Here is a 26135-nt window from a genome sequence, read left to right as displayed (position 1 = left end):
ACATACCTTTGATACACCGCAGCCATCAGAAAGGTTCCGGGCCGGCCATGGCGCTCTCCCTCTACGTCGACACCGCTCGCTGGCGGGCGCACCAGAAGACCGTGATCGACCAGTTCCCCGGACTGATCCCGGTCTGCAAGGGCAACGGCTACGGCTTCGGCCATGAGCGGCTCGCCGACGAGGCGGCCCGCTTCGGCTCGGACATGCTCGCCGTCGGCACCACGTACGAGGCCGCGAAGATCAAGGACTGGTTCGGCGGCGACCTGCTCGTCCTGACCCCGTTCCGGCGGGGCGAGGAGCCGGTGCCGCTGCCGGACCGGGTGATCCGCTCCGTGTCCTCCGTGGACGGCGTGCACGCCCTCGTGGGCGCCCGCGTCGTCATCGAGTGCATGAGCTCGATGAAGCGCCACGGCATCCTCGAGGAGGACCTCGGCCGGCTGCACTCCGCCATCGAGGACGTGCGGCTGGAGGGCTTCGCCCTCCACCTGCCCCTGGACCGCACGGACGGCACCGACGCGGTCGAGGAGGTCATCGCCTGGATGGACCGGCTGCGGGCCGCCCGGCTGCCGCTCCACACCATGTTCGTGAGCCATCTGCGGGCCGAGGAGCAGGCCCGGCTCCAGCAGCAGTTCCCGCAGACCCGGTTCCGCGCCCGGATCGGCACCCGGCTCTGGCTGGGCGACCACGAGGCCACCGAGTACCGCGGCGCCGTGCTTGACGTCACCCGTGTCGCCAAGGGCGACCGCTTCGGCTACCGCCAGCAGAAGGCCGCCTCCGACGGCTGGCTGGTGGTCGTCGCCGGCGGCACGTCGCACGGGGTGGGCCTGGAGGCCCCCAAGGCGATGCACGGCGTGATGCCGCGTGCGAAGGGCGTGGCCCGCGCCGGCCTGGCGACCGTCAACCGGAACCTTTCGCCGTTCGTCTGGGCCGGCAAGCAGCGCTGGTTCGCCGAGCCGCCCCACATGCAGGTGTCGATCCTGTTCGTCCCCGCCGACGCCCAGGAGCCGAAGGTCGGCGACGAACTGGTGGCGCACCTGCGGCACACCACCACGCAGTTCGACCGCCTCGTCGAGCGCTGAGCCGCCGGGAGTCTCGCGCTACTCCCGCGGGACTCCCCAGTCCACCCGTGGCCCCTCCGCGGCGGCCATGGCCGCGTGCCGGGCCGGGTGCGCGGCCCTGCCCCGTACGAACACGTCCTCCGCGCCGTCCAGGACGCCCCCTGAGGGGTCGTCCGAGCCGTCCTGCCGCACCACGTCCCGTTCGGGCGCCAGGATGTCCCGCACGATCACGGCGCACAGGTACAGCGTGCCCAGCAGGTGCAGCACGACCACGAAGTGGTAGCCGTCCGTCGGAAGCCCCTGCTTGTTGCCGCTCATGGTGAAGGCCAGGTACATCCAGATGCCCAGGAAGTACATGACCTCGCAGGCCTGCCAGATCAGGAAGTCGCGCCACTTCGGCCGGGCCAGCGCGGCGAGGGGGATGAGCCACAGGACGTACTGCGGCGAGTACACCTTGTTGGTCAGCACGAACGCGGCCACGACCAGGAACGCGAGCTGGACGAAGCGGGGCCGGCGGGGCGCCGTGAGCGTCAGGAAACCGAGGCCCACGCAGGCGAGGAACATCAGCAGTATCGCGAAGGTGTTCGCCGTGTCCGGCGCGATCGGCTCGCCGGTGCGCTGGCTGATCAGCAGCCAGACCGAACCGAAGTCGATGTTCCGCTCGGTGCTGAAGGTGTAGAACTGCTTCCACCCCTCGGGCGCGAGCAGCATGATCGGCAGATTCACCACGAGCCAGGCGCCCGCCGCGCCGAGCAGCGCCGCCCCGTACTCCCGCCACCGCCCGGCCCGCCAGCACAGCAGCAGCAGCGGACCGAGGAGCAGGACCGGGTAGAGCTTGGCAGCGGTCGCCAGGCCGATCAGGATGCCGAACGCGAGCGGGCGGCTGCGCGACCACATCAGCACGGCGGCGGAGGTCAGCGCGACGGCCAGCAGATCCCAGTTCACGGTGGCGGTGAGCGCGAACGCGGGGGCCAGGGCGACGAGCAACCCGTCCCAGGGCCGGCGGCGGTGGGTGCGCGCGACACAGACGGCCATGACGGCGGCGCAGGCCAGCAGCATGGCCGCGTTGACCATCCAGTAGGTCTGCTCACGCTGCATCAGATCGCTGCCACCGGGCGTGAGCCACGCCGCGACCTGCATGAACAGACCGGTCAGGACCGGGTACTCCAGGAACTCTATGTCGCCGCTCAGGCGGTCGAAGTACGGCACCATGCCGTCGGCGAACCCGCGCCCGGCGAAGAGGTGCGGGATGTCGGAGTAGCAGGCGTGGGTGTACTGGGACGTGGTGCCCCGGAACCAGGCCCAGTCGTAGCACGGGATCTTCTGCACCATCCCGAGGGCAAACATCCCGATGGCCACCAGTGCGATCACCCCCACCGGGGTGAGGGGGCCGGTACCGAGCAGCGCCCGGCGGCCGATCGGCCCGCCGATCAGTTCGCTGCCCGCCGCGGCGACCTCGTCGCGGCGGGTGGGGCACACCACCGGCGGGTCCTGTGGCCGGTCCTGATGCGGACTCGTCTTGTGGAGGCTCGGCATGGGGGACATCCTGCCGTACGCCTCCCGGGAAACGGGGAGGGCCGCCGTACCCGGCGTCGTACGTGGGGTACGTGTCGGGTACGGCGGCCCTCGGGACCGTGCCAGGCGGAGCCCGGTGGGCGGGTCAGCCGCCGCTCAGCCAGCCTGTTCCACCGTTGGGTTTGCCCCCACCGCTGGCGTCGGTGGCTGTCGGCGTGGGTGTCGTCGGCGTCGAGGTCACACCGCCGTCGGAGGCCCCGCCGCTGTCGTTGCCCGAAGTGGCACCACCGTCCTGGCCACCGTCGGTGTTGCAGTTCCAGTCCCACACACCACAGGTCTTGCCCGGCTTGCCCGGCGTCCCGCTGGGCGTGGAGGAAGGCGTCGAAGAGGGGGTGGACGACGGGGTCGACGACGGCGTCTGCGTCGGCGTGGGAGTCGGGCTGGAGGCACCGCCGCCGAAGACGGCCTCGGCGTCCAGGTCCTCGGGCTCCGGGAAGGGAATGACCTTCGCACCGTCGAGGGCGGTGGTCATGTAGTCGTTCCAGATACGGGACGGGAACGACGAACCGTGGATCTTCGGCTGATCACCGGTGCCGTACATGGACTCGAACTTGCGGCTCGTGTTCTTCGCGTTGTCGTCGAAGCGGTACATGTCGATCGCGGTCGACAGCTGGGGGGTGTACCCCACGAACCACGCGGAGTTGTTGCCGTCGGTGGTACCCGTCTTGCCGGCCACCTCGCGGCCCTCGATGGCGGCCTTCCTACCGGTGCCCTTCGGGTGCTCGACCACGTCCCGGAGGACGTCCGTGACGTTGCTGGCGACGGCCGTGGAGAAGGCCCGCTTGGGCGCCGCCTCGTGCTTGTAGATCTCCACACCCTTCTCCACCACCTTGGTGACGGAGTACGGGTCGTTGCGCTCGCCGTTGTTGGCGAACGTCGCGTACGAGCCGGCCATGCGGATCGCGCTCGGGTCGGAGATACCGAGGGAGAACGACGGCACGTTCGACTTCACGAGCGAGCCGTCCAGCAGACCGGCGTCGATGGCAGCCTGCCGGACCTTGTCGATACCGACGTCCATGCCGAGCTGCACGTACGGCGAGTTGGCCGACCTGACCATCGCGTAGCGCAGGCTGATGGGGCCGTAGTCGGCGTCGTCGTCATTGACCTGCAGCCACTCCTCGCCCTTCTCGTTGCGCCAGATCGAGCCGTCGTAATTCTTGATCTTCAGCTCGTTCTTGCCGCTGTACCGGCTCTTGTCCGGATCGACGAGGGTGCGGGTGGAGGCGTCCTGGACGCTGTCCCCCTTGGGGTCGCGCACGCCGTCCCGCATCGCCGCGGCCAGCACGAAGGGCTTGAAGGTCGATCCGACCTGCGCACCGGTCTGGTCCGCGTTGTTGGTGAAGTGCTTGGTCGCGTCCGTGCCGCCGTAGATGGCGACGATCGCCCCGGTGCTCGGGTCCACCGAGGCACCGCCGAACTGGACATGGGTGTCCGTCTTCGGGCGCTTCTTCGGGTCGATGTATTCCTTGTAGATCTTCTGGACGGACTTCTCCAGAGCGTTGACCTTCTTCTTGTCGAAGGTCGTGTGGATCTCGAAGCCACCGCGGGCGAGATCCTCCGCGTCGTAGCCCTTGTCGTTGTTGTTGATGAAGTACGCCTTGGCGAGGCTCACCAGGTAGCCGGTCTGTCCCGACAGCGCCGCGTTCTTCTTGGGCTCCAACGGCATCGGGAACTTGTCGTACTTCGCCCGCTCGGCGGCGTCGAGGTGCTTCTGCTCGACCATCGCGTCGAGGATCGCGTTCCACCGGATCGTGGCCCGCCGGGTGTTCTCGGACGCGGTCGCCTTCGTGTCGATCTCGGGCGAGCCCGCGGGGTCGTAGTACGTCGCGCCCTTGAGGAGCGAGGCGAGGAAGGCGGACTCGCTGGCGTTGAGCTTGCCCGCGTCCTTGCCGTAGTACGTACGGGCCGCGGCCTGGATGCCGTAGGCGCCGCGGCCGTAGTACGCGGTGTTCAGGTAGCCCGCCATGATGTCGGGCTTGTCCATCTCGGCGCCGACCTTTATGGAGATGAAGAGTTCCTTCACCTTCCGGGTCAGCGTCTGCGACTGGTCGGCGAGGATGTTGTTCTTCACGTACTGCTGGGTGATGGTCGAGCCACCCTGGGTGTCCTCGCCCTTGGCCATGTTCCACACGGCTCGCGCGATACCCATCGGGTCGATGCCGGAGTCCTCGCGGAACGTCTTGTTCTCGGCCGCGATCACCGCGTTCTGCATGTCCATGGGGATCTGACCGATCCCGATGATCTGGCGGTTGACCTCACCACCGGTCGCGGCCATCTGCGTGCCGTCGGCCCAGTAGTAGACGTTGTTCTGCGCCTTGGCGGCCTCGTCCTCCTTGGGGATCGTCACCTGGGAGTACGCGATCGTCGCCGCGCCCATCAGGCTGCCGATGAAGGCGAGGAAGAGCCCGGTGACGAGCTTCCACGAGGGCACCCAGCGGCGCCAGCCGTACTTGCCGTACCGCGGGTAGTCGATGAGCCTCTTCTTGCCCGGCGGACGGCCACCACCGCGGCCGCGGCCGGGACCTCCCTGGCCGCCGCCACCGCCACCGCGCCGGCCGCCACCGGGGCCGCCGGGGCCGCCGCCTCCGTCAGGGGCTCGCCGACGGCTGCCGCCGCGCTGCGCCGCGCGACGGGCCTCGGCCCGACCTCCGTAGGGTCGCTCCTCTTCGTACCCGGACGAAGGGGATCCCGTACCGACATCCCGCGCCTGGGCCGACCTGCGGCCCATGGGCTGCTGGGCAGCGCGCCGGGCCGCCGCGCGACCGCCACTCGGCGGCTGCGACTGCGGCATCTTGCGACGGTGCTCGCTCATCGAACGACTACTCCTCGGGCAGGCGTGTACGCCTGGAAGCGGCAGTTGAGTTCCGGTCCCCCCGAAATGCGGACGGCCGAGCCTCATCGAAGACTCCTCCGTACCGCAGCCGGTCACCCGCAGCACTGACGCCCTGCGGCGTCGCTCGGTTCCCGGTGCTCTGCATGCCGCACAGACTACGCACGGTCAAAACCTGCCTAGGGGCGAACTTCACCCCAAATCAGGCAAGTCAATTGCTGTGAATTGACGATGTGACGCCGGTCACTGCAGCCCCACTTGTCGCAGGAGAGTGGCCGTTCTATCGTCATGATGTATCGAGTCGATACATCAGTGCGGCATAAGGGGCCCTGGAGACGGAGGAGGAGGCGGATGAGCAGACGCTCGGGAATCCTCGAGTTCGCCGTCCTCGGCCTGCTTCGTGAAGCCCCGATGCACGGGTACGAGCTGCGGAAGCGGCTCAATACCTCGCTGGGCATCTTCCGGGCTTTCAGCTACGGGACCCTCTATCCCTGCCTCAAGACGCTGGTCGCCAACGGCTGGTTGATCGAGGAGCCGGGAAGCGCCCCTGAGGACGCTCTCGCCGCTTCACTCGCAGGGCGCCGCGCCAAGATCGTCTACCGGTTGACGGCCGAAGGTAAGGAGCACTTCGAAGAGCTCCTCTCCCACACCGGCCCGGACACCTGGGAGGACGAACACTTCGCCGCCCGCTTCGCCTTCTTCGGTCAGACCGAGCGCGAGGTGCGGATGCGGGTACTGGAAGGCCGCCGCAGTCGGCTGGAGGAGCGCCTGGAGAAGATGCGCGCCTCTCTGGCCCGGACGCGCGAGCGCCTCGACGACTACACGCTTGAGCTGCAGCGCCACGGCATGGAGTCCGTGGAGCGCGAAGTGCGCTGGCTGAACGAGCTCATCGAGAGCGAGCGGGCGGGGCGGGATCAGCGATCCGGCCCCGACGCCCCTGAGGGCGCCGCTCGGCATGACAACGATTCTGGAGAAACGGGCGGCCTGCCCCGGCACGGGGGCAGTACCCGGCCGGATCCGTCCGACGACACCGCCAAGTGAAACCCTGCAGCCGCAGGGCTTCCACGATCACACAGGGAGCAACCGGAATGGGTTCGGTTCGCGTAGCCATCGTCGGCGTGGGCAACTGCGCCGCCTCGCTGGTGCAGGGCGTCGAGTACTACAAGGACGCCGACCCGGCGACCAAGGTGCCCGGCCTGATGCACGTCCAGTTCGGCGACTACCACGTCGGTGACGTCGAGTTCGTCGCCGCCTTCGACGTCGACGCGAAGAAGGTCGGCCTCGACCTCTCCGACGCCATCGGCGCCAGCGAGAACAACACCATCAAGATCTGCGACGTCCCGAACAAGGGCGTCACGGTCCAGCGCGGCCACACCCTCGACGGCCTCGGCAAGTACTACCGCATGACCATCGAGGAGTCCGCCGAGGCTCCCGTGGACGTCGTCCAGGTCCTCAAGGACAAGCAGGTCGACGTGCTCGTCTGCTACCTGCCCGTGGGCTCCGAGGACGCCGCGAAGTTCTACGCGCAGTGCGCCATCGACGCCAAGGTCGCGTTCGTCAACGCTCTCCCGGTCTTCATCGCCGGCACCAAGGAGTGGGCGGACAAGTTCACCGAGGCCGGGGTCCCGATCGTCGGTGACGACATCAAGTCCCAGGTCGGCGCGACCATCACGCACCGCGTGATGGCGAAGCTGTTCGAGGACCGCGGTGTCCGTCTTGAGCGCACCATGCAGCTCAACGTCGGCGGCAACATGGACTTCAAGAACATGCTCGAGCGCGACCGCCTCGAGTCGAAGAAGATCTCGAAGACGCAGGCCGTCACCTCGCAGATCCCGGACCGCGAGCTGGGCGAGAAGAACGTCCACATCGGTCCGTCGGACTACGTGGCCTGGCTGGACGACCGCAAGTGGGCGTACGTCCGCCTGGAGGGTCGCGCCTTCGGTGACGTTCCGCTGAACCTGGAGTACAAGCTCGAGGTGTGGGACTCCCCGAACTCGGCCGGTGTCATCATCGACGCCCTGCGCGCCGCGAAGATCGCCAAGGACCGCGGCATCGGTGGCCCGATCCTCTCCGCGTCCTCGTACTTCATGAAGTCCCCGCCGGTGCAGTACTTCGACGACGAGGCCCTCGCCAACGTCGAGAAGTTCATCAAGGGCGAGGTCGAGCGCTAAGCGCTGATCGAGTTCGTCGATCGAGGGTCCCCGGTCTTCCGCCCGGGGGCCCTCTTCGTATGTGAGTCTTGCTGCCATGCCTGTCGTACGTGATCTGCGCGTACTCCTGCGCCTGACGAACTTCCGCCGGCTCCTCGCCGTCCGCCTGCTCTCCCAGTGCGCCGACGGGGTCTACCAGGTGGCGCTGGCCACGTACGTCGTCTTCTCCCCCGAGAAGGAGACTTCCCCTGCCGCCATCGCCTCCGCCATGGCCGTGCTCCTGCTCCCGTACTCCCTCGTCGGCCCGTTCGCCGGGGTCCTCCTGGACCGCTGGCAGCGACGCCAGGTGTTCCTCTACGGGAATCTGCTGCGGACGCTCCTCGCCTGCGGCACGGCGGTGCTGATGCTGATCTCGGTGCCCGACTGGCTCTTTTACGCCTCCGCCCTCTCGGTGACCGCGGTCAACCGCTTCGTCCTCGCGGGCCTCTCGGCCGCGCTGCCCCGGGTCGTCGACGCCGACCGGCTGGTCGTGGCCAATTCCCTCTCGCCGACCGCCGGCACCGTGGCCGCGACGGTGGGCGGAGGACTGGCCTTCGGCGTGCGACTGATCTCCGAGGACTCCGACGCGGCGATCGTGGCGCTGGGCGCCCTCCTCTATCTTTGCTCCGCCCTCTCCTCCTTGCGGATGCCCCGAGAGCTCCTCGGCCCCGACCCGGACGTGATCCAGCCCCGGCTGCGCGCCGCACTGGCCTCGACGGCCCGCGGCCTCGTCAGCGGGCTGCGCCATCTGGCCGAGCGGCGGCCCGCGGTCCGCGCTCTGGCCGCGGTGAGCCTGATGCGCTTCTGCTACGGCGCGCTGACAGTGACCGTGCTGATGCTCTGCCGCTACGCCTGGAGCTCCACGGAGTCGGAAGGACTCGCGCTCCTGGGGCTGGCCGTCGGTATCTCCGGAGCGGGCTTCTTCACAGCCGCCGTCGTCTCCCCCTGGGCGATCGGGCGCTTCGGCGTCTTTGGCTGGATGGCCGTGTGCGCGGGTTCCGCCGCTGTCCTGGAGCTCGCCCTGGGGCTGCCCTTCGCACAGACCCCTCTCCTGATCGCGGCCTTCGTCCTGGGGCTCACCACCCAGGGAGTCAAGATCGCGACGGACACCGTCGTGCAGACGTCCGTGGACGATGCCTACCGCGGGCGGGTCTTCGCCCTCTACGACGTCCTCTTCAACGTGGCGTTCGTCGGCGCCGCCGCTGTCGCGGCGCTGATGCTCCCACCGGACGGCCGCTCCGCCCCGCTCGTCGTCCTGGTCGCCGTTCTCTACGCCTCGATCGCACTGATGCTGGTGCGCGGACGGAAGGAGGGGTGATGTTTCACGTGAAACATCACCCCTCTCGCTCTCCATGCCGTCGATGTTTCACGTGAAACATCGACGGATCCGGCTCAGCCCTGAGCCGCCCACCACTCCTTGAGCGCCGCGACAGCCGCCTCGTGCTCCATCGGGCCGTTCTCCAGGCGCAGCTCCAGCAGGAACTTGTACGCCTGCCCGACGGCCGGCCCCGGCCGGATGCCAAGGATCTCCTGGATCTGGTTGCCGTCCAGGTCGGGCCGGATCGCGTCCAGCTCCTCCTGCTCCTGGAGCTGCGCGATCCGCTCCTCCAGACCGTCATAGGCGCGCGAGAGAGCCCCGGCCTTGCGCTTGTTCCGCGTCGTGCAGTCCGAGCGGGTCAGCTTGTGCAGCCGCGAGAGCAGCGGGCCGGCATCGCGCACATAGCGGCGCACCGCCGAGTCGGTCCATTCGCCGGTCCCATATCCATGGAAGCGGAGATGCAGCTCCACCAGGCGCGAGACGTCCTTGATCATCTCGTTGGAGTACTTCAGCGCCGTCATGCGCTTCTTGGTCATCTTCGCGCCGACCACCTCGTGGTGGTGGAACGAGACCCGACCGTCCTTCTCGAAGCGGCGGGTCCGCGGCTTGCCGATGTCGTGCAGCAGGGCCGCCAGCCTCAGCACGAGATCGGGCCCGTTCTCCTCCAGGTCGATCGCCTGGTCCAGGACGGTCAGGGAGTGCTCGTAGACATCCTTGTGCCGATGGTGCTCGTCACTTTCGAGCCGCAGGGCCGGCAGCTCGGGCAGGACACGATCGGCAAGGCCGGTGCCGACCAGCAGACCGAGGCCCTTCCGGGGGTGGGCGGAGAGCAGCAGCTTGTTGAACTCCTCACGGACCCGCTCGGCGGAGACGATCTCCAGGCGGCCGGCCATGTCCGTCATCGCCGTGACGACCTCGGGGGCCACCTCGAAGTCGAGCTGGGCGGCGAAACGAGCGGCGCGCATCATGCGCAGCGGGTCGTCGGAGAAGGACTCCTCCGGCGTTCCGGGCGTCCGCAGCACCCGCTCGGCGAGGTCGTCGAGACCGCCGTGCGGGTCGATGAACTCCTTCTCCGGGAGGGCGACGGCCATGGCGTTGACCGTGAAGTCACGCCGGACGAGGTCCTCCTCGATGGAGTCGCCGTAGGACACCTCGGGCTTGCGTGAGGTCCGGTCGTACGCCTCGGAGCGGTACGTCGTCACCTCGATCTGGTAGCCGCTCTTCTGGCAACCGACCGTGCCGAAGGCGATCCCGACCTCCCAGACCGCGTCGGCCCACGGGCGGACGATCTTGAGTACGTCCTCGGGGCGGGCGTCGGTGGTGAAGTCGAGGTCGTTACCGAGCCGGCCGAGCAACGCGTCCCGTACCGAGCCGCCGACCAGCGCGAGGCTGAACCCTGCGTCCTGGAAACGGACGGCGAGGTCGTCGGCGACAGGGGATACGCGCAGTAGTTCACTGACCGCGCGGCGTTGCACCTGGCTCAGTGCAGTCGGGTTGTCTTCGTTGGCGTTCGGCACAACAGAAAAGGGTACGTGCCCGGGCCCACGGCAGCGTCCTCGTTTTCCCCAGGCCGGCCCACTCGCCCGATCAGCTGGAGCAGTCCCCGGCACTTGGCCACAGCGTGCCTCGTTACCATGCGTGGACACAGCAACGGGGAACCACCGACACCACTGATACGACGAGGACGGGCGAGCGCGTGGCCGAGGCGGCAGACATCCAGGGGACCCATCCCTCACCTGCCCGTCGTTGGCTGCGGCGCACGGCGTCCCTCCTCGCCGGGGCGCCCCTGCTCGCCGGCCTGCTGCACGGCGTCTCACCGACGGCGGCAGCGGCGGATACCGGCACCGGCTCCCGAACCGTCGATGTGTCTCTCGACACGCTCACCCCGAGCGCGCCGATGGAGGGTGACACGCTCACCGTCTCCGGAACGGTGACCAACCAGAGCAAGCAGACGGTCACCGATGCCACGGTGGACGTCAGGGTCGGCCCCCGGATGACGAGCCGGAGTCAGATCGACGCCGTCTCGGGCCGTACCGGCTTCCTCCCGGACAGCGACCCCGCGCCCCTGGGGGGCGGCTACAAGGTCGCGATCCCCCGGCTGGCAGCCGGACTGAGCACGGAGTTCAAGCTCTCCGTACCGGTGGACAAGCTCGGGCTCGAGGACGGGGGCGTCTACCAGCTGGGCGTCTCCCTCACGGGGCAGACCGCCCAGGCAGGGGAGCAGGTCCTCGGGATCGAACGGACCTTCCTGCCGTACCAGCCCGAGGCGACGGAGAAGAAGACACAGCTCACCTACCTCTGGCCGCTGATCTCCTCGGCCCATGTGTCGGCGGAGACCGGCACGGACGACCAGCAGACGCCTGTCTTCGAGAACGACGAGCTGGCCGCGGAGCTCGCTCCGGGCGGGCGCCTGGACCACATGGTCACGCTGGGCAGGGAGCTTCCCGTCACCTGGGTGATCGACCCGGACCTGCTGGCCACCGTCGACGCCATGACGAGGAGCTATCGAGTCAAGAGCGGGACGGACACCGTGCCCGGCAGGAACCAGGCCGTCGCCGAGCGGTGGCTGGGCGCGCTGGAGAAGGCGGTGGTGGGACGCAAGGTCGTCGCCCTGCCGTTCGCCGACCCGGACATCGCCTCGCTCGCCCACCGGGGCAAGGACGTCCCCGGCTCCCTGAGCCATCTTCAGCCCGCGACGGAACTGGCCGGGACGACCGTGGAGACCATCCTCCATGTGAAGCCGTCCACCGACTTCTCCTGGCCCGTCGACGGAGCCGTCGACCCCTCGATCATGGATGTCGCGACCTCGGCCGGTGCCCGCAAGGTCATCGCCCGATCGGACAGCTTCCAGGACGACCTTCCGTACACCCCGACGGCGGCGCGGCCCATCGGCGGCGGCACCACCGCCGTCGTCAGCGACGCGTATCTGTCGACGGCGTTCGAGGGCGACATGCTCCCCGCCGGGAACTCGACGCTCGCCATCCAGGAGTTCCTGGCCCAGTCGCTCGCGGTGACCCTGGAACAGCCCGACCAGCAGCGCAGCATCGTGGTCGCGCCGCAGCGGATGCCGACCACGGCCCAGGCGCAGACCATGGCCGTCGCGCTGCGCGGCCTGTCGGCCCAGCGGTGGACGCAGTCCCTGGACCTGATCGCGGCCTCCGCGGTGAAGCCGGACCCGGACGCGAGCACCAAGGTGCCCAGCGCCTCCCGCTACCCCCAGAAGCTGCGCAAGCAGGAACTGCCGGTGCAGGCCTTCCGTGACATGCAGGACACCCGTGGGGAGCTGGACGACTTCAAGGTCATCCTGACCCAGCCGGACCGCGTGGTGACCCCGTTCGGCAACGCGATCAGCCGCGAGATGTCCACGTCCTGGCGCGGGCAGGCGCCCGCGGCGTCGCTCTACCGGATCACGGTGCAGCAGTACCTGAAGAGCCTCTCCAAGGGGGTTCAGCTGATCGACAAGTCGGATCTCACGCTCTCCGGCCGCAGCGCCACCATTCCGGTGACCGTCCAGAACAAGCTGCTGCAGGGCGTGGACCACTTGGTTCTGCGGCTGACCTCCGGCAACAAGACCCGGCTGAAGCTCAACGGCGGTGATGCCGTCGCCGAACTGCCGGTCAGGATCGACGGCGGGCACAGCCAGTCGGTGAAGTTCACCGCCTCGGCCAACGCCAACGGCCCGGTACCGATGACGGCCCAGCTGTTCACCGAGGACGGCACGCCGTACGGACAGCCGATGACCTTCACGGTGAAGGTCTCCGAGATCACTCCGACCGTGATGCTCGTCATCGCCGGCGGTGTCCTGCTCCTGGTCCTTGCGGGAGCGCGGATGTACACCCAGCGCAAGCGCGCGGCGGCCAGGAACGCCGAAGCGGAGGCCGCGGAGGACGACGATCCCGAGCAGCCGAGTGACCCGACGCCGGACACCGGTCCCGAAAGCGGCGACCCGTCGGGCGCGGGTGAGAAAGTGGACCGTTGAGCGATGTCGTGGCCGGTCGGCCGGGGACGATGAGGTGGGGTAACCATGAACGCGCCGTACGACGGTGACCGCGGCCAGGGCGCGGGCGGCACCGAGCCGTCCGGTGGCACGCCCGCGGCGACCCCGGGACCCGGACAGGGGCCGGTTCCGTCACCGCAGCAGCCCGCCCCTGACCCCTACGCCCAGAACCAGTACGCCCAGGACCCCTATGTCGAGGACGCGTACACCCACGATCCCTACCGTGCTCAGGATCTGTCGGCACAGGACCCGGTGAACGAGGCGCTGTACGACCGCGCCGCCCACCCTCCGCCCCCTCCGGGTACCTACCAGGAGCCTCAGCCGCTCTACCAGCAGCCGGCCGCTCCTCAGCATGCCCCGGACCCCCGGGTCTGGGCCCAGACCCCGGCGCCCGAGCCGGACGGCCCCTCGCGTCATCTGCCGTACGGCGACGACGCCCGCACGGTCCAGTTCACCGGCGTGGACGACCTGGTGACCCGGGCCGGCGACGAGAAGCCCGAGCCGGACGCCTTCGCGCACCTCTACCGGGACCAGCAGACCCCCGGTCAGGTGCCCCCGCCCGCTCCGGAGCCGAATCCGATGCCCGCCCCCGCCCCGAAGAAGCCCGGTCGTGCCGCCGGACTGCTGAAGTCGAGCGCCGTGATGGCGGCCGGCACGCTGGTCTCCCGTCTCACCGGCTTCGTCCGCAGCCTGGTGATCACCGGCGCGCTGGGCGCCGCACTGCTCGGTGACACCTTCACCGTCGCGTACACCCTGCCGACGATGATCTACATCCTGACGGTCGGTGGCGGTCTCAACTCGGTCTTCGTGCCGCAGCTGGTCCGCTCGATGAAGAACGACGAGGACGGCGGCGAGGCCTACGCAAACCGGCTGCTGACGCTGGTCATGGTGGCGCTCGGCGCGATCGTGGTCGTCGCCGTCTTCGCGGCCCCGCTGTTGATCCGGCTGATGTCGAACACCATCGCCGACGACGCGGCGGCCAACAGCGTCGCCGTCACCTTCGCCCGCTACTGCCTGCCCACGATCTTCTTCATGGGCGTGCATGTGGTGATGGGTCAGATCCTGAACGCCCGCGGCAAGTTCGGCGCGATGATGTGGACCCCGGTCCTCAACAACATCGTCATGATCGTCACGTTCGGCCTGTTCATCTGGGTGTACGGCACGTCCGGCGAGTCCCACATGGGCGTCCAGACCATCCCGGACGACGGCATCCGGCTGCTCGGCATCGGCACCCTGCTCGGCCTCGTCGTCCAGGCGCTGGCGATGATTCCCTACCTCCGCGAGACGGGCTTCCGCTTCCGCCCGCGCTTCGACTGGAAGGGCCACGGCCTCGGCAAGACCGTCAAACTGGCCAAGTGGACCGTGCTGTTCGTGCTGGCCAACCAGGCCGGTGTGCTGGTCGTGACCCAGCTCGCCACCGCCGCCGGCGAGGAGTCCGGCAGGGACGGTGCCGGCTTCCTCGCGTACTCCAACGCCCAGCTGATCTGGGGCATGCCGCAGGCCATCATCACCGTCTCGGTCATGGCGGCACTGCTGCCGCGTATCTCCCGCGCGGCCCACGACGACGACCCCGGCGCCGTGCGCGACGACATCTCGCAGGGCCTGCGCAACTCCGCCGTCGCGATCGTCCCGGTCGCCTTCGCGTTCCTCGCTCTGGGCGTCCCGATGAGCACCCTGCTCTACGCCTCCAGCGGCATCCAGGCGGCTCAGGGCATGGGCTTCATCCTGATGGCCTTCGGACTCGGCCTCATCCCGTACTCGGTCCAGTACGTCGTCCTGCGCGGCTTCTACGCCTACGAGGACACCCGGACGCCGTTCTACAACACGGTCATCGTCGCCGCCGTCAACGCGGCTGCCTCGGCGGCCTGTTACTTCGTGCTTCCCGCCCGATGGGCCGTCGTCGGCATGGCGGCCTCGTACGGCCTGGCCTACGCGGTCGGCGTCGGCGTCGCCTGGCGTCGCCTGCGCAACCGGCTGGGCGGCGACCTGGACGGCGCCCACGTCATGCGCACCTACGCCCGTCTCTGCCTGGCCTCGCTGCCCGCAGCGATCGTGGCCGGCGCGGTGGGCTTCGGTCTCCTGAAGCTCGTCGGGGACGGCGCTCTCGGCTCCCTCGTGGCCCTGCTCGTCGGCGGCGTGGTACTGCTCGGCATCTTCTTCGTGGCGGCCAAGCGGATGCGGATCGCGGAGCTGAACTCCCTGGTCGGTATGGTCCGTGGGCGCCTGGGACGATAACGAAACCGGTCCCGCACAACCATCGTCGGCCGCCGCGTGTCGTGCAGAGCGGCCGACTGTGGGCACAATTGGCATGGCTGTTGGATGTGGCGCAACGGATGGGGAGGCAGGAACGACGGTGGCGGAACGTAGCACGGCTGCCGTCGACGTGGCCGACAACAGCGGTGACGACCCGCTGACCGCCAAGGCGGAGGCCGCGACCGACGGGGTGGCGGAAGCGCAGGACACGGCGGAGAAGTCCGCCGAGGTCGCAGAGGACAAGGCCGGTAACCGGCAGAACGGCGAACAGCCCTCCATCGAGACACCCGAACTGCACAGCGGGCACAAATTGGCCAGGCGTTACCGCCTGGAGGAGTGCGTCACTCGTCTGGACGGTTTCAGCAGTTGGCGCGCCGTCGACGAGAAACTGCGACGTGCCGTCGGAGTCCATCTGCTGCCGGCCGACCACCCCCGGGCGCGTTCGGTCCTGGCCGCGGCCCGTTCCTCGGCGCTGCTCGGCGACCCCCGGTTCATCCAGGTCCTCGACGCCGTCGAGGAGAACGACCTCGTGTACGTCGTGCACGAGTGGCTTCCCGACTCCACCGAGCTGACGACGCTGCTCGCCGCGGGCCCGCTGGAGCCGCACGACGCCTATCAGCTCGTCAGCCAGGTCTCTCAGGCGATGGCAGCCGCCCACCGTGAGGGCCTCGCTCACCTGCGTCTCACCCCGAGCGCCGTGCTGCGCAGTTCCACCGGCCAGTACCGGATCCGCGGCCTCGCCGTGAACGCCGCGCTGCGCGGCATCAGCGCCGAGCGCCCCCAGCGCACCGACACCGAGGCGATCGGCGCCCTGCTGTACGCGGCGCTGACCCAGCGCTGGCCGTACGACAGCGATGCCTATGGCCTCTCCGGGCTCCCCAAGGGCGTGGGGCTGCTCCCTCCCGACCAGGTGAGGGCCGGCGTCCACCGCGGCCTCTCCGAGATCGCCATGCGCGCCCTGGCCAACGACGGCGCCACCGCCTCGCGCCAGGAGCCGCCCTGCACCACCCCGGACGAGCTCGCCAAGGCCGTGGCGGCGATGCCCCGCATCCGCCCGCCGGAGCCCGAGTTCCCCACCCCGCCCGAGTACCAGCGCACCACCTACCAGCAGGGCACCTACGGCCGTCCGCAGCAGCGGCCGGGCGTCGGGGTCACCCAGCCCGTGATGGCACCTCCGGCCCCGCTGGAGAGCCGTACCGGCAGGGCCCTGAAGTGGGCCGTGTCGGCGCTCCTCATCGCCGCCCTGGGCCTGGGCAGCTGGCAGATCGCCGACCGGCTGCTCGACCAGGACAAGACCACCGAGACCCCGCGGACCACCCAGCCGCAGGACACCGAGGACAAGAAGCAGCCGACAACGGGCAAGCCCGTCGCGATCGTCGGCGCTCACGACTTCGACCCGGAGGGCGACGGCGCCGAGACTCCCTCGGAGATAGGGAATGCCTACGACGGCAACCCCTCCACCTCGTGGCAGACGTCCATCTACTACGGGTACTCGAACTTCGGCAGGCTGAAGGAGGGCGTGGGTCTCGTTCTGGACCTCGGCTCGGTCCAGCAGGTCTCCAAGGTCGAGGTCACCTTCCAGGGCACCACCTCGGTGCAGCTGCGGACGGCGCCCGAGAGTGCCTCGTCCCAGCCCGCATCGGCCGGCGCCTACACCACCCTGGCCTCGGGCTCCGGTACGCAGGTCGCACTCACGGCCGACAAGCCCGTGAAGACGCGCTACGTTCTCGTCTGGCTGACCGACCTGCCCAGCAGCGGGGGCGGTTACCGCGGCAAGGTCACGGACATCAAGATCACCAGCTGACGGCATGGGGGAGGGGGCTCACCGTTGGACGAAGCCATAGGTAGCGGCATCAGCGACCAGGATCTCCTGGCGCGCCATGTCGCCGGCGATCCCGACGCCTTCGGTGAGCTTGTGCGGCGTCACCGCGATCGGCTGTGGGCGGTGGCCCTGCGGACGCTGGGAGACCGCGAGGAGGCCGCTGACGCCGTCCAGGACGCCCTCGTCTCGGCGTTCCGGGCCGCGCATACCTTCCGCGGTCAGTCGGCGGTCACGACCTGGCTCCACCGCATCACGGTGAACGCCTGTCTCGACCGCGCCCGCAAGACCGCCTCCCGCAAGACCTCGCCCATGGACGACCCGGCGCGCTTCGAGCAGCTCCTCGAACCCGCCGAGTCCGCCGAGGCCCCCGTCGAGCGCCAGGACCTCCACCGTGAGCTGCTGGCAGCCCTCGCCAAGCTCCCCGAGGACCAGCGGGCCGCCCTCGTGCTGGTCGACATGCAGGGCTACCCCGTGGCGGAGGCCGCCCGCATCCTGGATGTCCCCACCGGAACGGTGAAGAGCCGCTGTGCACGCGGGCGGGCCCGGCTGCTGCCGATGCTCATCCATCTGCGCGCCGATACAGGGGGTAACGAAGCCCCTGACCGGGGAAGGAACCGGACGCCGGGGACATCCGTCCCACCGGTGTCGGGGCCAACGGATAACGGATCGAATGGTCCGGCTGCTGTGAAGGGCGGAGGTGGGCGCGCGTGACTTCCACGACCGGCAGGGCCGACACAACCCAGCACCCGGACGTCTCGGAGATCTCCGACCTCACCGAGGGGCTGCTCTCACCCTCCCGCACCGCAGCCCTCCGCCGGCACCTCGACGGCTGCTCGTTGTGCGCGGACGTACGGACCTCTCTGGAGGAGATCCGGGGGCTCCTCGGCACCCTTCCCGGGCCGCCGCGGATGCCGGCCGAGATCGCCGGCCGCATCGACGCCGCCCTGGCTGCCGAAGCGCTCCTGAACGCCACCACGCTGGACGTCGACGCGCATGTTTCACGTGAAACAGCGAGCGCCCACCCTGATACCCACCCCAGCGCGACACCTGTCGCCGCCGACCGTCCTGCCGGCCGTCCTCGCGCCGCCACCGGTCCGGGCCGCCCCAAGACCCGGCGCCGCCGGATCGCTGCCCTCGGCGCGGTGTTCGGTGCCGCAGCGCTGGGCATGAGCCTGTTCTTCGTCCAGGGCGGCGTACAGACGCTCGGTGGCGAGTCGGGTGACAAGAAGACCGACAGCGCCGCCAGTGGAATGGTCGGGGGTGAATTCGACGGCCGGCCGGTCGAAGACCAGGTCCAAGAGCTCCTGCAGGGTGACAGCCTCAAGACTCCCAAGGGCACCCAGCCGGAATCGCTGTCTACCGAAGGTGACACCCCGAAGCGAGGCGTGGCCGAGTCCCTCCCCAGCTGCGTCAAGGCCGGAACGGGCCGGACCGATACGGTCCTCGCCTTCCAGAGGGGTAACTACCAGGGCACTCCTGCCTATCTCGTCGTCCTGCCCCAGGGAACCGACGGCACCCGTGTGCAGGCCTTTGTGCTGGACGCCTCCTGCGCCGAGGGCGGCGGACAGGCCGAAGCCGAGGTTCTGATGACACAGGCCTACCCCCTCTCCTGAACACGACGCCGTGCCGCGCGGCGGTCTCGGGAATGCTCGCCCCGTAGGATCCGTTGGGTGGGGTGAGAGTCACCGACCGACCGCCCCCGTAGGCAGTAGGCAGTCTGCAGAGACGAGGAAGAAACCCGTGAGCGACGTCCGTAACGTGATCATCATCGGCTCCGGGCCCGCGGGTTACACCGCTGCGCTCTACACGGCGCGCGCGTCGCTGAAGCCGCTGGTCTTCGAGGGGGCTGTCACCGCTGGTGGCGCCCTGATGAACACGACCGACGTGGAGAACTTCCCCGGCTTCCGTGACGGCATCATGGGCCCGGACCTGATGGACAACATGCGCGCCCAGGCCGAGCGCTTCGGCGCCGAGCTGGTCCCCGACGATGTCGTCGCCGTGGACCTGACCGGCGAGATCAAGACCGTCACCGACACCGCCGGCACCGTGCACCGCGCGAAGGCCGTCATCGTCACGACCGGCTCCCAGCACCGCAAGCTCGGTCTGCCCAAGGAGGACGAGCTCTCCGGCCGCGGCGTCTCCTGGTGCGCCACCTGCGACGGGTTCTTCTTCAAGGACCAGGACATCGCCGTCGTCGGCGGCGGCGACACCGCGATGGAGGAGGCCACCTTCCTCTCGCGCTTCGCCAAGTCCGTCACGATCGTCCACCGCCGGGACTCGCTGCGCGCCTCCAAGGCGATGCAGGAGCGCGCCTTCGCCGACCCGAAGATCAAGTTCGCCTGGGACAGCGAGGTCGCCGAGATCCACGGTGACCAGAAGCTCTCCGGTCTGACCCTGCGCAACACCAAGACGGGCGAGACCAGCGAGCTGCCGGTGACCGGCCTCTTCATCGCCGTGGGCCACGACCCGCGTACCGAGCTCTTCAAGGGCCAGCTGGAGCTGGACGAGGAGGGCTACCTCAAGGTCGACGCCCCGTCGACGCGCACGAACCTCTCCGGTGTCTTCGGCGCCGGTGACGTCGTCGACCACACCTACCGCCAGGCGATCACCGCCGCCGGCACCGGCTGCTCCTCCGCCCTCGACGCCGAGCGCTTCCTGGCCGCCCTTGCCGACAGCGAGAAGGTCGCCGAGCCGGCGACGACCCCTGTGGTCTGACCCACCCGGCTTTCCCCACCCCACACCCCGCGAAGTTAAGGAGGTCGCCGTGGCCGGCGCCCTGAAGAACGTGACCGACGCTTCCTTCGAGGACGACGTCCTCAAGAGCGACAAGCCCGTCCTGGTGGACTTCTGGGCCGCCTGGTGCGGTCCGTGCCGCCAGATCGCCCCGTCGCTGGAGGCCATCGCCGCCGAGCACGGCGAGATCGAGGTTGTGAAGCTCAACATCGACGAGAACCCGGCCACGGCTGCCAAGTACGGCGTCATGTCCATCCCGACGCTGAACGTCTACCAGAACGGCGAGGTCGTGAAGACCATCGTCGGCGCCAAGCCGAAGGCCGCGATCCTCCGCGACCTCGAGGGCTTCGTCGAGGCCAACGCCTGACGCCTCTGTTTCACGTGAAACGTGAAACACCTACGGCCCGCCTCCGGATGGAGGCGGGCCGTCGTCGTCTCAAGGTGTCAGAGCGGCCGCAGCGCCGGCTCCTTCTGGACGGCGCCCAGGAGCCGGTCAAGTGCCAGCTCGACGTCTTCCTTCCACGAAAGTGTCGTCCGGAGCTCCAGCCTCAGCCGTGGGTATGTGGGGTGCGGGCGTACGGTCTTGAAGCCCACCGCCGTGAGATGGTCTGCCGGCAGTACACAGGCCGGCTCCTTCCACCGGGCATCACCGAACGCCTCGATCGCCTTGAAGCCGCGCCGCAACAGATCCTTGGCGACGGTCTGCACCACCGTCCGACCGAGTCCCTGCCCCTGATAACCGGGCATGATCCAGGCCGTCATCAGCTGCACCGCGTCCGCGGAGACCGGGCTCGTGGGGAAGGCCATGGAGCGCGGCACATACGCCGGGGGTGCGTAGAGCACGTAGCCGACGGGGACTTCGTCCACATAGACCACCCGACCGCAGGACCCCCACTCCAGCAGCACCGCGGAGATCCATGCCTCCTTCTCCAGCTCCGGCCTTCCGGCTTTCACCGCGGCCTCCCCACTCACGGGGTCGAGCTCCCAGAAGACGCAGGAGCGACACCGCTTGGGGAGGTCCGGAAGATTGTCCAGAGTGAGCGGTACGAGCCGACGCCCCACGGCTGTTCCTCGCTTCCCACGACCCTCGCAGTACGGATACGCCCTCACAGAATCGTATCCATGGGGCGATCAGGGCGATACCGCGCGCAGGCAAAGGGCGGGCCGTGTTCCGGAGTTCACCGGAACACGGCCCGCCCTTCGGCACGGAGGAACCTCACGAGAGCTCAGCTCTCGGCGTCGTCCTCGCTCTGCTCGGAGTGTGCCTGGTCCATGACCCGGCCCTCACCGGGAGCGAGAGTCGAGAGAATCCGGTCCAGATCCTCTATCGAGGCGAACTCGACGACGATCTTGCCCTTCTTCTGCCCCAGGTCGACCTTCACCCGGGTCTCGAAGCGATCGGAGAGACGGGAAGCCAGATCGGTCAGAGCCGGGGAGACACGCGCCCCCGCCCTCGGACCCTTCGGCTTCGTCGTGGCGCTGGGCTCCGAGGCCATCAGCGTCACGATCTCTTCGACAGCACGCACCGAGAGACCCTCGGCCACGATCCGGTACGCCAGCTTGTCCTGAGTCTCCGGGTCCTCCACGGAGAGCAGGGCGCGGGCATGGCCGGCCGACAGGACACCGGCCGCGACCCGTCGCTGGACCGGAGGCGACAGCCGCAGCAGACGCAGCGTGTTGGAGACCTGCGGGCGCGAGCGCCCGATGCGGTCGGCCAGCTGGTCGTGGGTGCAGTTGAAGTCCTTGAGCAGCTGGTCGTAGGCGGCGGCCTCTTCCAGCGGGTTCAGCTGCGCCCGGTGAAGGTTCTCCAGGAGGGCATCCAGGAGAAGCTTCTCGTCCTCCGTGGCGCGAACGATCGCGGGGATCCGCTCCAGGCCGGCCTCACGGCACGCCCTCCAGCGACGCTCACCCATGATCAGCTCGTAGCGCTCGGCGCCCAGCTGCCGTACGACGACCGGCTGCAGCAGACCGACCTCCTTGATGGAGGTGACCAGCTCTGCCAGAGCGTCCTCGTCGAAGACCTCACGCGGCTGCTTCGGGTTGGGCGTGATGAAGTCGAGCGGCAGCTCGGCGAAGTGCGCCCCTGCGGGGGACTCCGGCTCCACGACCAGCGCGGCCTCGAGCACCGGACCCGTCGACGTCACCACGTCCGGGGACTGCGGGCTCTGCGGCAGGGTCGCCACCTTCGCGGCAGCCACACCTCGCTCCGAGGCCATGGCCGGAACAGCTCCGGTGGGGGCGGAGCCCGCCCCCGCACCGACAGCCGGCGCCTGCCGCTCCTGGGGAGCAGCGGGGATCAGCGCACCGAGCCCACGCCCCAACCCCCTACGTCGCTCACTCACTGGATCCCCTCCGACATGCTTCGCTGGCTGTTCTGGTGGCCCACATGGGCGTGCTGCGGGTCGTAGTTGATACCGACGCCCCGCAACGCGATCTCACGGGCCGCCTCGAGATACGACAGCGAACCACTGGAGCCCGGGTCGTACGTGAGGACGGTCTGTCCGTAGCTCGGCGCCTCCGAGATACGCACGGACCTCGGAATGCTGGTCCGCAGCACCTCCTCGCCGAAGTGGCTGCGCACCTCGTCGGCGACCTGCGAGGCGAGCCTCGTCCGGCCGTCGTACATGGTGAGCAGGATCGTCGAGACATGAAGCGTGGGGTTGAGATGCCCACGCACCAGGTCCACGTTCCGCAGGAGCTGGCCCAGACCCTCCAGTGCGTAGTACTCGCACTGGATCGGGATGAGCACCTCGGCCCCCGCCACCAGGGCGTTGACCGTCAGCAGTCCGAGCGAGGGCGGGCAGTCGATCAGGATGTAGTCCAGCGGCTGCTCATATGCCTGGATCGCTCGCTGCAGTCGACTCTCCCGCGCCACCAGCGACACCAGCTCGATCTCCGCACCGGCGAGATCGATGGTGGCGGGGGCGCAGAAGAGACCTTCGACATCCTGGACGGGCTGCACCACGTCGGAGAGCGGCTTGCTCTCCACCAGGACGTCATAGATCGAGGGAACTTCGGCGTGGTGGTCGATGCCCAGTGCCGTCGAGGCATTGCCCTGCGGGTCGAGGTCGATGACCAGGACGCGGGCGCCGTGCAGCGCCAGGGAGGCGGCAAGGTTGACGGTCGTGGTCGTCTTGCCCACGCCGCCCTTCTGGTTGGCGACCACCATCACGCGTGTCTGGGCAGGCCGGGGAAGACCCTCGCCGGCACGCCCCAGCGCCTCTACTGCCAGTTGGGCAGCACGACCAATGGGGGTGTCGTCCATCGGGGGCGGTGTTTCACGTGAAACATCCTCCCCCACCGATTCGGTTCGGGGACCGGGGACCGGATCGGTCATCGGTCCCGCGATGTTGGCGTCGGACCGCAAGGATTCACTCTCCTCGGCTTCAGGCTCGCGATGAACAGAGCCTGCCATGCTTTCGGGGTCGTGAACCAGCGAGGCCCGTGGTTCTGTGGATGAATCCACCTCTGTGGACAATCCCGTACCCCTCGCGAGGGGCTTCGCGAGGGGTTTCCGGTCGCGGGGCGTGGCAGCCGCGCGGCCGCGGCTGATGATCCCCTGCAGCAGTGAGCGACGTTTCACGTGAAACACGATGCACGCGCCGCCCACTCAGGACTGCTCGACACTCCGAAATACGTACGTATGGCAGCTTGTACGGATCAGTTGCGGCGCGTTGACGGCTCACTCGCGCCGTGTTGACGGCTCAGCGACGACGCCGTGTCCTGCTGGGACGGGCGGCCTTGGCCCGCTTTGCGGCGAACCTCACACCACCGGGGCTCTCGCCGACTTCCACCCGTACGACGGTCGACAAGGGGTCCACGATGCCCTCGCCGACCTGAAGCACCGAAGTCTCCACCACACCGAGCTTGGAGAGCGCGGCGCGGGCACCGTCGAGCTCCTCCTCCGCCGTGTCGCCCTTGAGCGCCAGCATCTCTCCGTACGGACGCAGCAGCGGGACACCCCAGCCGGCCAGTCGGTCCAGCGGCGCCACGGCGCGGGCGGTCACGACGTGCACGGGCGGGAGCTTGCCGAGCATCTCCTCGGCACGGCCGCGGACCACGGTGACATGGTCCAGGCCCAGCAGCTCCACGACCTCCTGGAGGAAGTTCGTACGACGGAGCAGCGGCTCCAGGAGCGTGATCTTCAGGTCCGGCCGTACCAGCGCCAGCGGGATTCCGGGCAGCCCGGCGCCCGAGCCGACGTCGCACACGGTGACGCCCTCGGGCACCACCTCGGAGAGCACCGCGCAGTTCAGCAGGTGCCTCTCCCACAGCCGGGGGACCTCACGCGGGCCGATCAGCCCGCGCTTGACGCCCGCGTCCGCGAGGAGCTCCGCGTATCGGACGGCCTCCGGGAAGTACTCGCCGAATACCGTCCGCGCCTGTTCGGGCGCAGGGGGGAGCTCCGCTGCCTCCGTCACGGGAACCGTCCTTCCGCACCGCACACAAAGGTGCGAGCGCACTGTGGTGGCTGACTATCAGGCTGACAAGATCGGCCCCGCCTGCGAGCAGACGGGGCCGACACTGCGAGAGGGGTCAGGCAGGGAGAACGACGACGAAGCGCTGCGGCTCCTCGCCCTCGGACTCGCTGCGCAGACCGGCCGCGGCGACCGCGTCGTGCACGACCTTGCGCTCGAACGGCGTCATCGGGTCCAGCTTGACCGGCTCACCGGTCGACTTCACCTCGGACGCGGCCTTGGCACCGATCTCGGCGAGCTCCGCGCGCTTCTTGGCGCGGAACCCGGCGATGTCGAGCATCAGCCGGCTGCGGTCACCGGTCTCCCGGTGCACGGCCAGGCGGGTCAGCTCCTGGAGCGCCTCCAGCACCTCGCCGTCGCGACCCACGAGCTTCTGCAGGTCACGGCTGCTCGAGTCGCTGACGATCGAGACCGCGGCCCGGTCCGCCTCGACGTCCATGTCGATGTCGCCGTCGAGGTCGGCGATGTCGAGCAGACCCTCGAGGTAGTCGGCCGCGATCTCACCCTCCTGCTCCAGGCGGGTCAGGGTGTCGCCCCCCTCGGCGGCGGCGGGGATGGTGCCTTCCGTCACGGATGGACTCCTTCTACTTCTTGGACGACGGGTGCTTCGGGCGCTGCTGGCCCTTGCGCTGACCGGACTTGGCCTGACGGGAACCCCCGGAGTTGGCCCGGCTCGGACGCGAGGGCTTGTCGCCCTGCGTCGAGTCCTTGGCCTCGTCCTGCGGCTTCTTCTCCAGCGAGGTGGTGGGCTTCTCGCCGGACGTGTCGGAGACCGCGTCCTCGGCCTTCGCCGTGGAGTGCTGGGCCGCGGCCTGCCGCTTCGCCTTGGTCTGGCGCTTGGGCTGCTGGCGCTTGGCCGCGGCAGCGCCCTCGGCCTCGGCGGCGACGGTGTCGCCCTTGATCACGGTGCCGTCGGCCTGGGCGGCGAAGCCGGCCTTGGCCAGGCCCGAGAAGAAGCGACGCTCGTTCTCGTTGCGGTCGGTGCCCTTGGCGACGATGGCCTTGACCACGTTCTTCCGGCGACGGCCGCGGACCTCACCGTGCGCATCGACGCTCTTCAGCAGGCGCTGGAGGTAGGCGTCCTGGGCCTTGCTTCCCGGGGTGGGGTTCTGGCTGATCACGTACATCTGCTGGCCCATGGTCCACACGTTCGTGGTCAGCCAGTAGACGAGGACACCGACGGGGAAGTTGATACCCATGACGGCGAAGATCACCGGGAAGATGTACATGAGCATCTTCTGCTGCTGCATGTACGGGGTCTTCACCGAGAGGTCGACGTTCTTCATCATCAGCTGGCGCTGCGTGTAGAACTGCGAGGCCGACATCAGGACGATCATGACCGCGGTGACGATGCGGACCGAGGTCAGCGACGCGTCGAGAGCGGCGACATCGGCGGCGCTGTCCGTGAACGTCGACGCCAGCGGGGCGCCGAAGATGTGCGCCTGACGAGCGCTGTCGAGCAGCGACTGGTTGATGACACCGATCGTCTTGCCCTCGGCGATGTGGGAGAGCACCGCGTACAGAGCGAAGAAGAACGGCGACTGCGCCAGGATGGGAAGGCACGAGGAGAGCGGGTTGGTGCCCGTCTCCTTGTACAGCTTCATCATCTCTTCGGACTGACGCTGCTTGTCGCTCTTGTAGCGCTCCTGGATCGCCTTCATCTTCGGCTGGAGCGCCTGCATGTTCCGCGTCGACTTGATCTGCTTCACGAAGAGCGGGATCAGACAGATACGGATCAGCACCACGAGGGACACGATCGAGAGGCCCCAGGCCCAGCCCGTGTCAGGGCCGAAGATCGCCCCGTACAGCTTGTGGAACTGGACGATCACCCATGAGACAGGTGTGGTGATGAAGCTGAAAAAATTGGCAATCGTGTCCACTA

The 26135-nt window shown here is 68.9% G+C and carries 20 protein-coding genes; 11 read left to right on the top strand and 9 right to left on the bottom strand.

The window, feature by feature from the left end:
• Window positions 1-47: 47 nt before the first annotated feature.
• Window positions 48-1079, top strand: a complete 1032-nt coding sequence (locus tag ABZ939_RS05480) for an alanine racemase (RefSeq protein ID WP_361849587.1) — start codon at window positions 48-50, stop codon at window positions 1077-1079.
• 18 nt (window positions 1080-1097) lie between these two features.
• Here the strand turns inward: ABZ939_RS05480 and ABZ939_RS05475 are convergent, their stop codons facing one another.
• Both ABZ939_RS05475 and ABZ939_RS05470 read right to left on the bottom strand, forming a co-directional pair.
• Window positions 1098-2594, bottom strand: coding sequence for a glycosyltransferase 87 family protein (locus tag ABZ939_RS05475; protein ID WP_361849585.1), 1497 nt, complete (start codon window positions 2592-2594; stop codon window positions 1098-1100).
• Window positions 2595-2718: 124 nt separating this feature from the next.
• Window positions 2719-5445 carry a transglycosylase domain-containing protein gene (locus tag ABZ939_RS05470; RefSeq protein ID WP_361849583.1) on the bottom strand — a complete coding sequence of 909 codons (2727 nt, stop codon included), beginning with the start codon at window positions 5443-5445 and terminating at the stop codon, window positions 2719-2721.
• Window positions 5446-5814: 369 nt separating this feature from the next.
• Here ABZ939_RS05470 and ABZ939_RS05465 point away from each other — a divergent pair, with 369 nt between their 5' ends.
• From ABZ939_RS05465 to ABZ939_RS05455, 3 genes are all read left to right on the top strand, one after another.
• A complete protein-coding gene (locus tag ABZ939_RS05465) occupies window positions 5815-6504 on the top strand; it encodes a helix-turn-helix transcriptional regulator (protein ID WP_329118437.1) in 690 nt (229 codons plus the stop codon).
• Window positions 6505-6551: 47 nt separating this feature from the next.
• On the top strand, window positions 6552-7634 hold the full coding sequence (locus tag ABZ939_RS05460; protein WP_361849581.1) for an inositol-3-phosphate synthase: 1083 nt from the start codon (window positions 6552-6554) through the stop codon (window positions 7632-7634).
• Window positions 7635-7710: 76 nt separating this feature from the next.
• Entirely contained in the window at window positions 7711-8970 is a 1260-nt protein-coding gene (locus tag ABZ939_RS05455) for an MFS transporter (protein ID WP_361849579.1), read from the top strand.
• A gap of 74 nt (window positions 8971-9044) precedes the next feature.
• Here ABZ939_RS05455 and ABZ939_RS05450 read toward each other — a convergent pair whose 3' ends face one another.
• On the bottom strand, window positions 9045-10487 hold the full coding sequence (locus ABZ939_RS05450; protein WP_361849577.1) for a CCA tRNA nucleotidyltransferase: 1443 nt from the start codon (window positions 10485-10487) through the stop codon (window positions 9045-9047).
• 179 nt (window positions 10488-10666) lie between these two features.
• Between ABZ939_RS05450 and ABZ939_RS05445 the strand changes: the two genes are divergently transcribed.
• The 7 genes from ABZ939_RS05445 to trxA all read left to right on the top strand — a co-directional run bounded on the left by ABZ939_RS05445 (window position 10667) and on the right by trxA (window position 20142).
• A complete protein-coding gene (locus ABZ939_RS05445) occupies window positions 10667-12949 on the top strand; it encodes a DUF6049 family protein (RefSeq protein WP_361849575.1) in 2283 nt (760 codons plus the stop codon).
• A gap of 45 nt (window positions 12950-12994) precedes the next feature.
• Window positions 12995-15202, top strand: coding sequence for a murein biosynthesis integral membrane protein MurJ (murJ, locus tag ABZ939_RS05440; protein WP_361849573.1), 2208 nt, complete (start codon window positions 12995-12997; stop codon window positions 15200-15202).
• A gap of 118 nt (window positions 15203-15320) precedes the next feature.
• Window positions 15321-17024, top strand: coding sequence for a protein kinase family protein (locus tag ABZ939_RS05435; protein ID WP_361849571.1), 1704 nt, complete (start codon window positions 15321-15323; stop codon window positions 17022-17024).
• Between the two features lie 24 nt (window positions 17025-17048).
• A complete protein-coding gene (gene sigM / locus ABZ939_RS05430) occupies window positions 17049-17753 on the top strand; it encodes an RNA polymerase sigma factor SigM (protein WP_361849569.1) in 705 nt (234 codons plus the stop codon).
• Window positions 17750-18655 (top strand): anti-sigma factor, encoded by a 906-nt coding sequence (locus ABZ939_RS05425; RefSeq protein WP_361849567.1) that lies wholly within the window; start codon window positions 17750-17752, stop codon window positions 18653-18655. Before sigM ends, ABZ939_RS05425 begins: the two co-directional genes overlap by 4 nt.
• 127 nt (window positions 18656-18782) lie before the next feature.
• A complete protein-coding gene (gene trxB / locus ABZ939_RS05420) occupies window positions 18783-19757 on the top strand; it encodes a thioredoxin-disulfide reductase (protein ID WP_361849565.1) in 975 nt (324 codons plus the stop codon).
• A 49-nt stretch (window positions 19758-19806) separates the two neighbouring features.
• The gene (gene trxA, locus ABZ939_RS05415; RefSeq protein WP_361849563.1) at window positions 19807-20142 is read left to right on the top strand and encodes a thioredoxin; all 336 of its coding nucleotides are present in this window, start codon (window positions 19807-19809) and stop codon (window positions 20140-20142) included.
• A 77-nt stretch (window positions 20143-20219) separates the two neighbouring features.
• Here trxA and ABZ939_RS05410 read toward each other — a convergent pair whose 3' ends face one another.
• From ABZ939_RS05410 to yidC, 6 genes are all read right to left on the bottom strand, one after another.
• The gene (locus ABZ939_RS05410) at window positions 20220-20837 is read right to left on the bottom strand and encodes a GNAT family N-acetyltransferase (RefSeq protein WP_361849561.1); all 618 of its coding nucleotides are present in this window, start codon (window positions 20835-20837) and stop codon (window positions 20220-20222) included.
• Window positions 20838-21001: 164 nt separating this feature from the next.
• A complete protein-coding gene (locus ABZ939_RS05405; RefSeq protein WP_361849559.1) occupies window positions 21002-22117 on the bottom strand; it encodes a ParB/RepB/Spo0J family partition protein in 1116 nt (371 codons plus the stop codon).
• Window positions 22114-23190, bottom strand: coding sequence for a ParA family protein (locus ABZ939_RS05400; protein ID WP_361849980.1), 1077 nt, complete (start codon window positions 23188-23190; stop codon window positions 22114-22116). The genes ABZ939_RS05405 and ABZ939_RS05400 overlap by 4 nt, the downstream gene beginning before the upstream one ends.
• Window positions 23191-23479: 289 nt before the next feature.
• Window positions 23480-24196 (bottom strand): 16S rRNA (guanine(527)-N(7))-methyltransferase RsmG, encoded by a 717-nt coding sequence (rsmG, locus tag ABZ939_RS05395; protein WP_361849557.1) that lies wholly within the window; start codon window positions 24194-24196, stop codon window positions 23480-23482.
• Between the two features lie 115 nt (window positions 24197-24311).
• Entirely contained in the window at window positions 24312-24824 is a 513-nt protein-coding gene (locus ABZ939_RS05390) for a R3H domain-containing nucleic acid-binding protein (RefSeq protein ID WP_361849555.1), read from the bottom strand.
• Between the two features lie 13 nt (window positions 24825-24837).
• Window positions 24838-26133 carry a membrane protein insertase YidC gene (gene yidC, locus ABZ939_RS05385; protein WP_361849553.1) on the bottom strand — a complete coding sequence of 432 codons (1296 nt, stop codon included), beginning with the start codon at window positions 26131-26133 and terminating at the stop codon, window positions 24838-24840.
• Window positions 26134-26135: the final 2 nt, after the last annotated feature.

Source organism: Streptomyces sp. NPDC046712, assembly GCF_040645695.1.
In the GTDB taxonomy this organism is placed as follows: domain Bacteria; phylum Actinomycetota; class Actinomycetes; order Streptomycetales; family Streptomycetaceae; genus Streptomyces.
The sequence above is the reverse complement of the archived record's forward strand: the minus strand, read 5'-3'. Positions and strand labels throughout refer to the sequence as shown.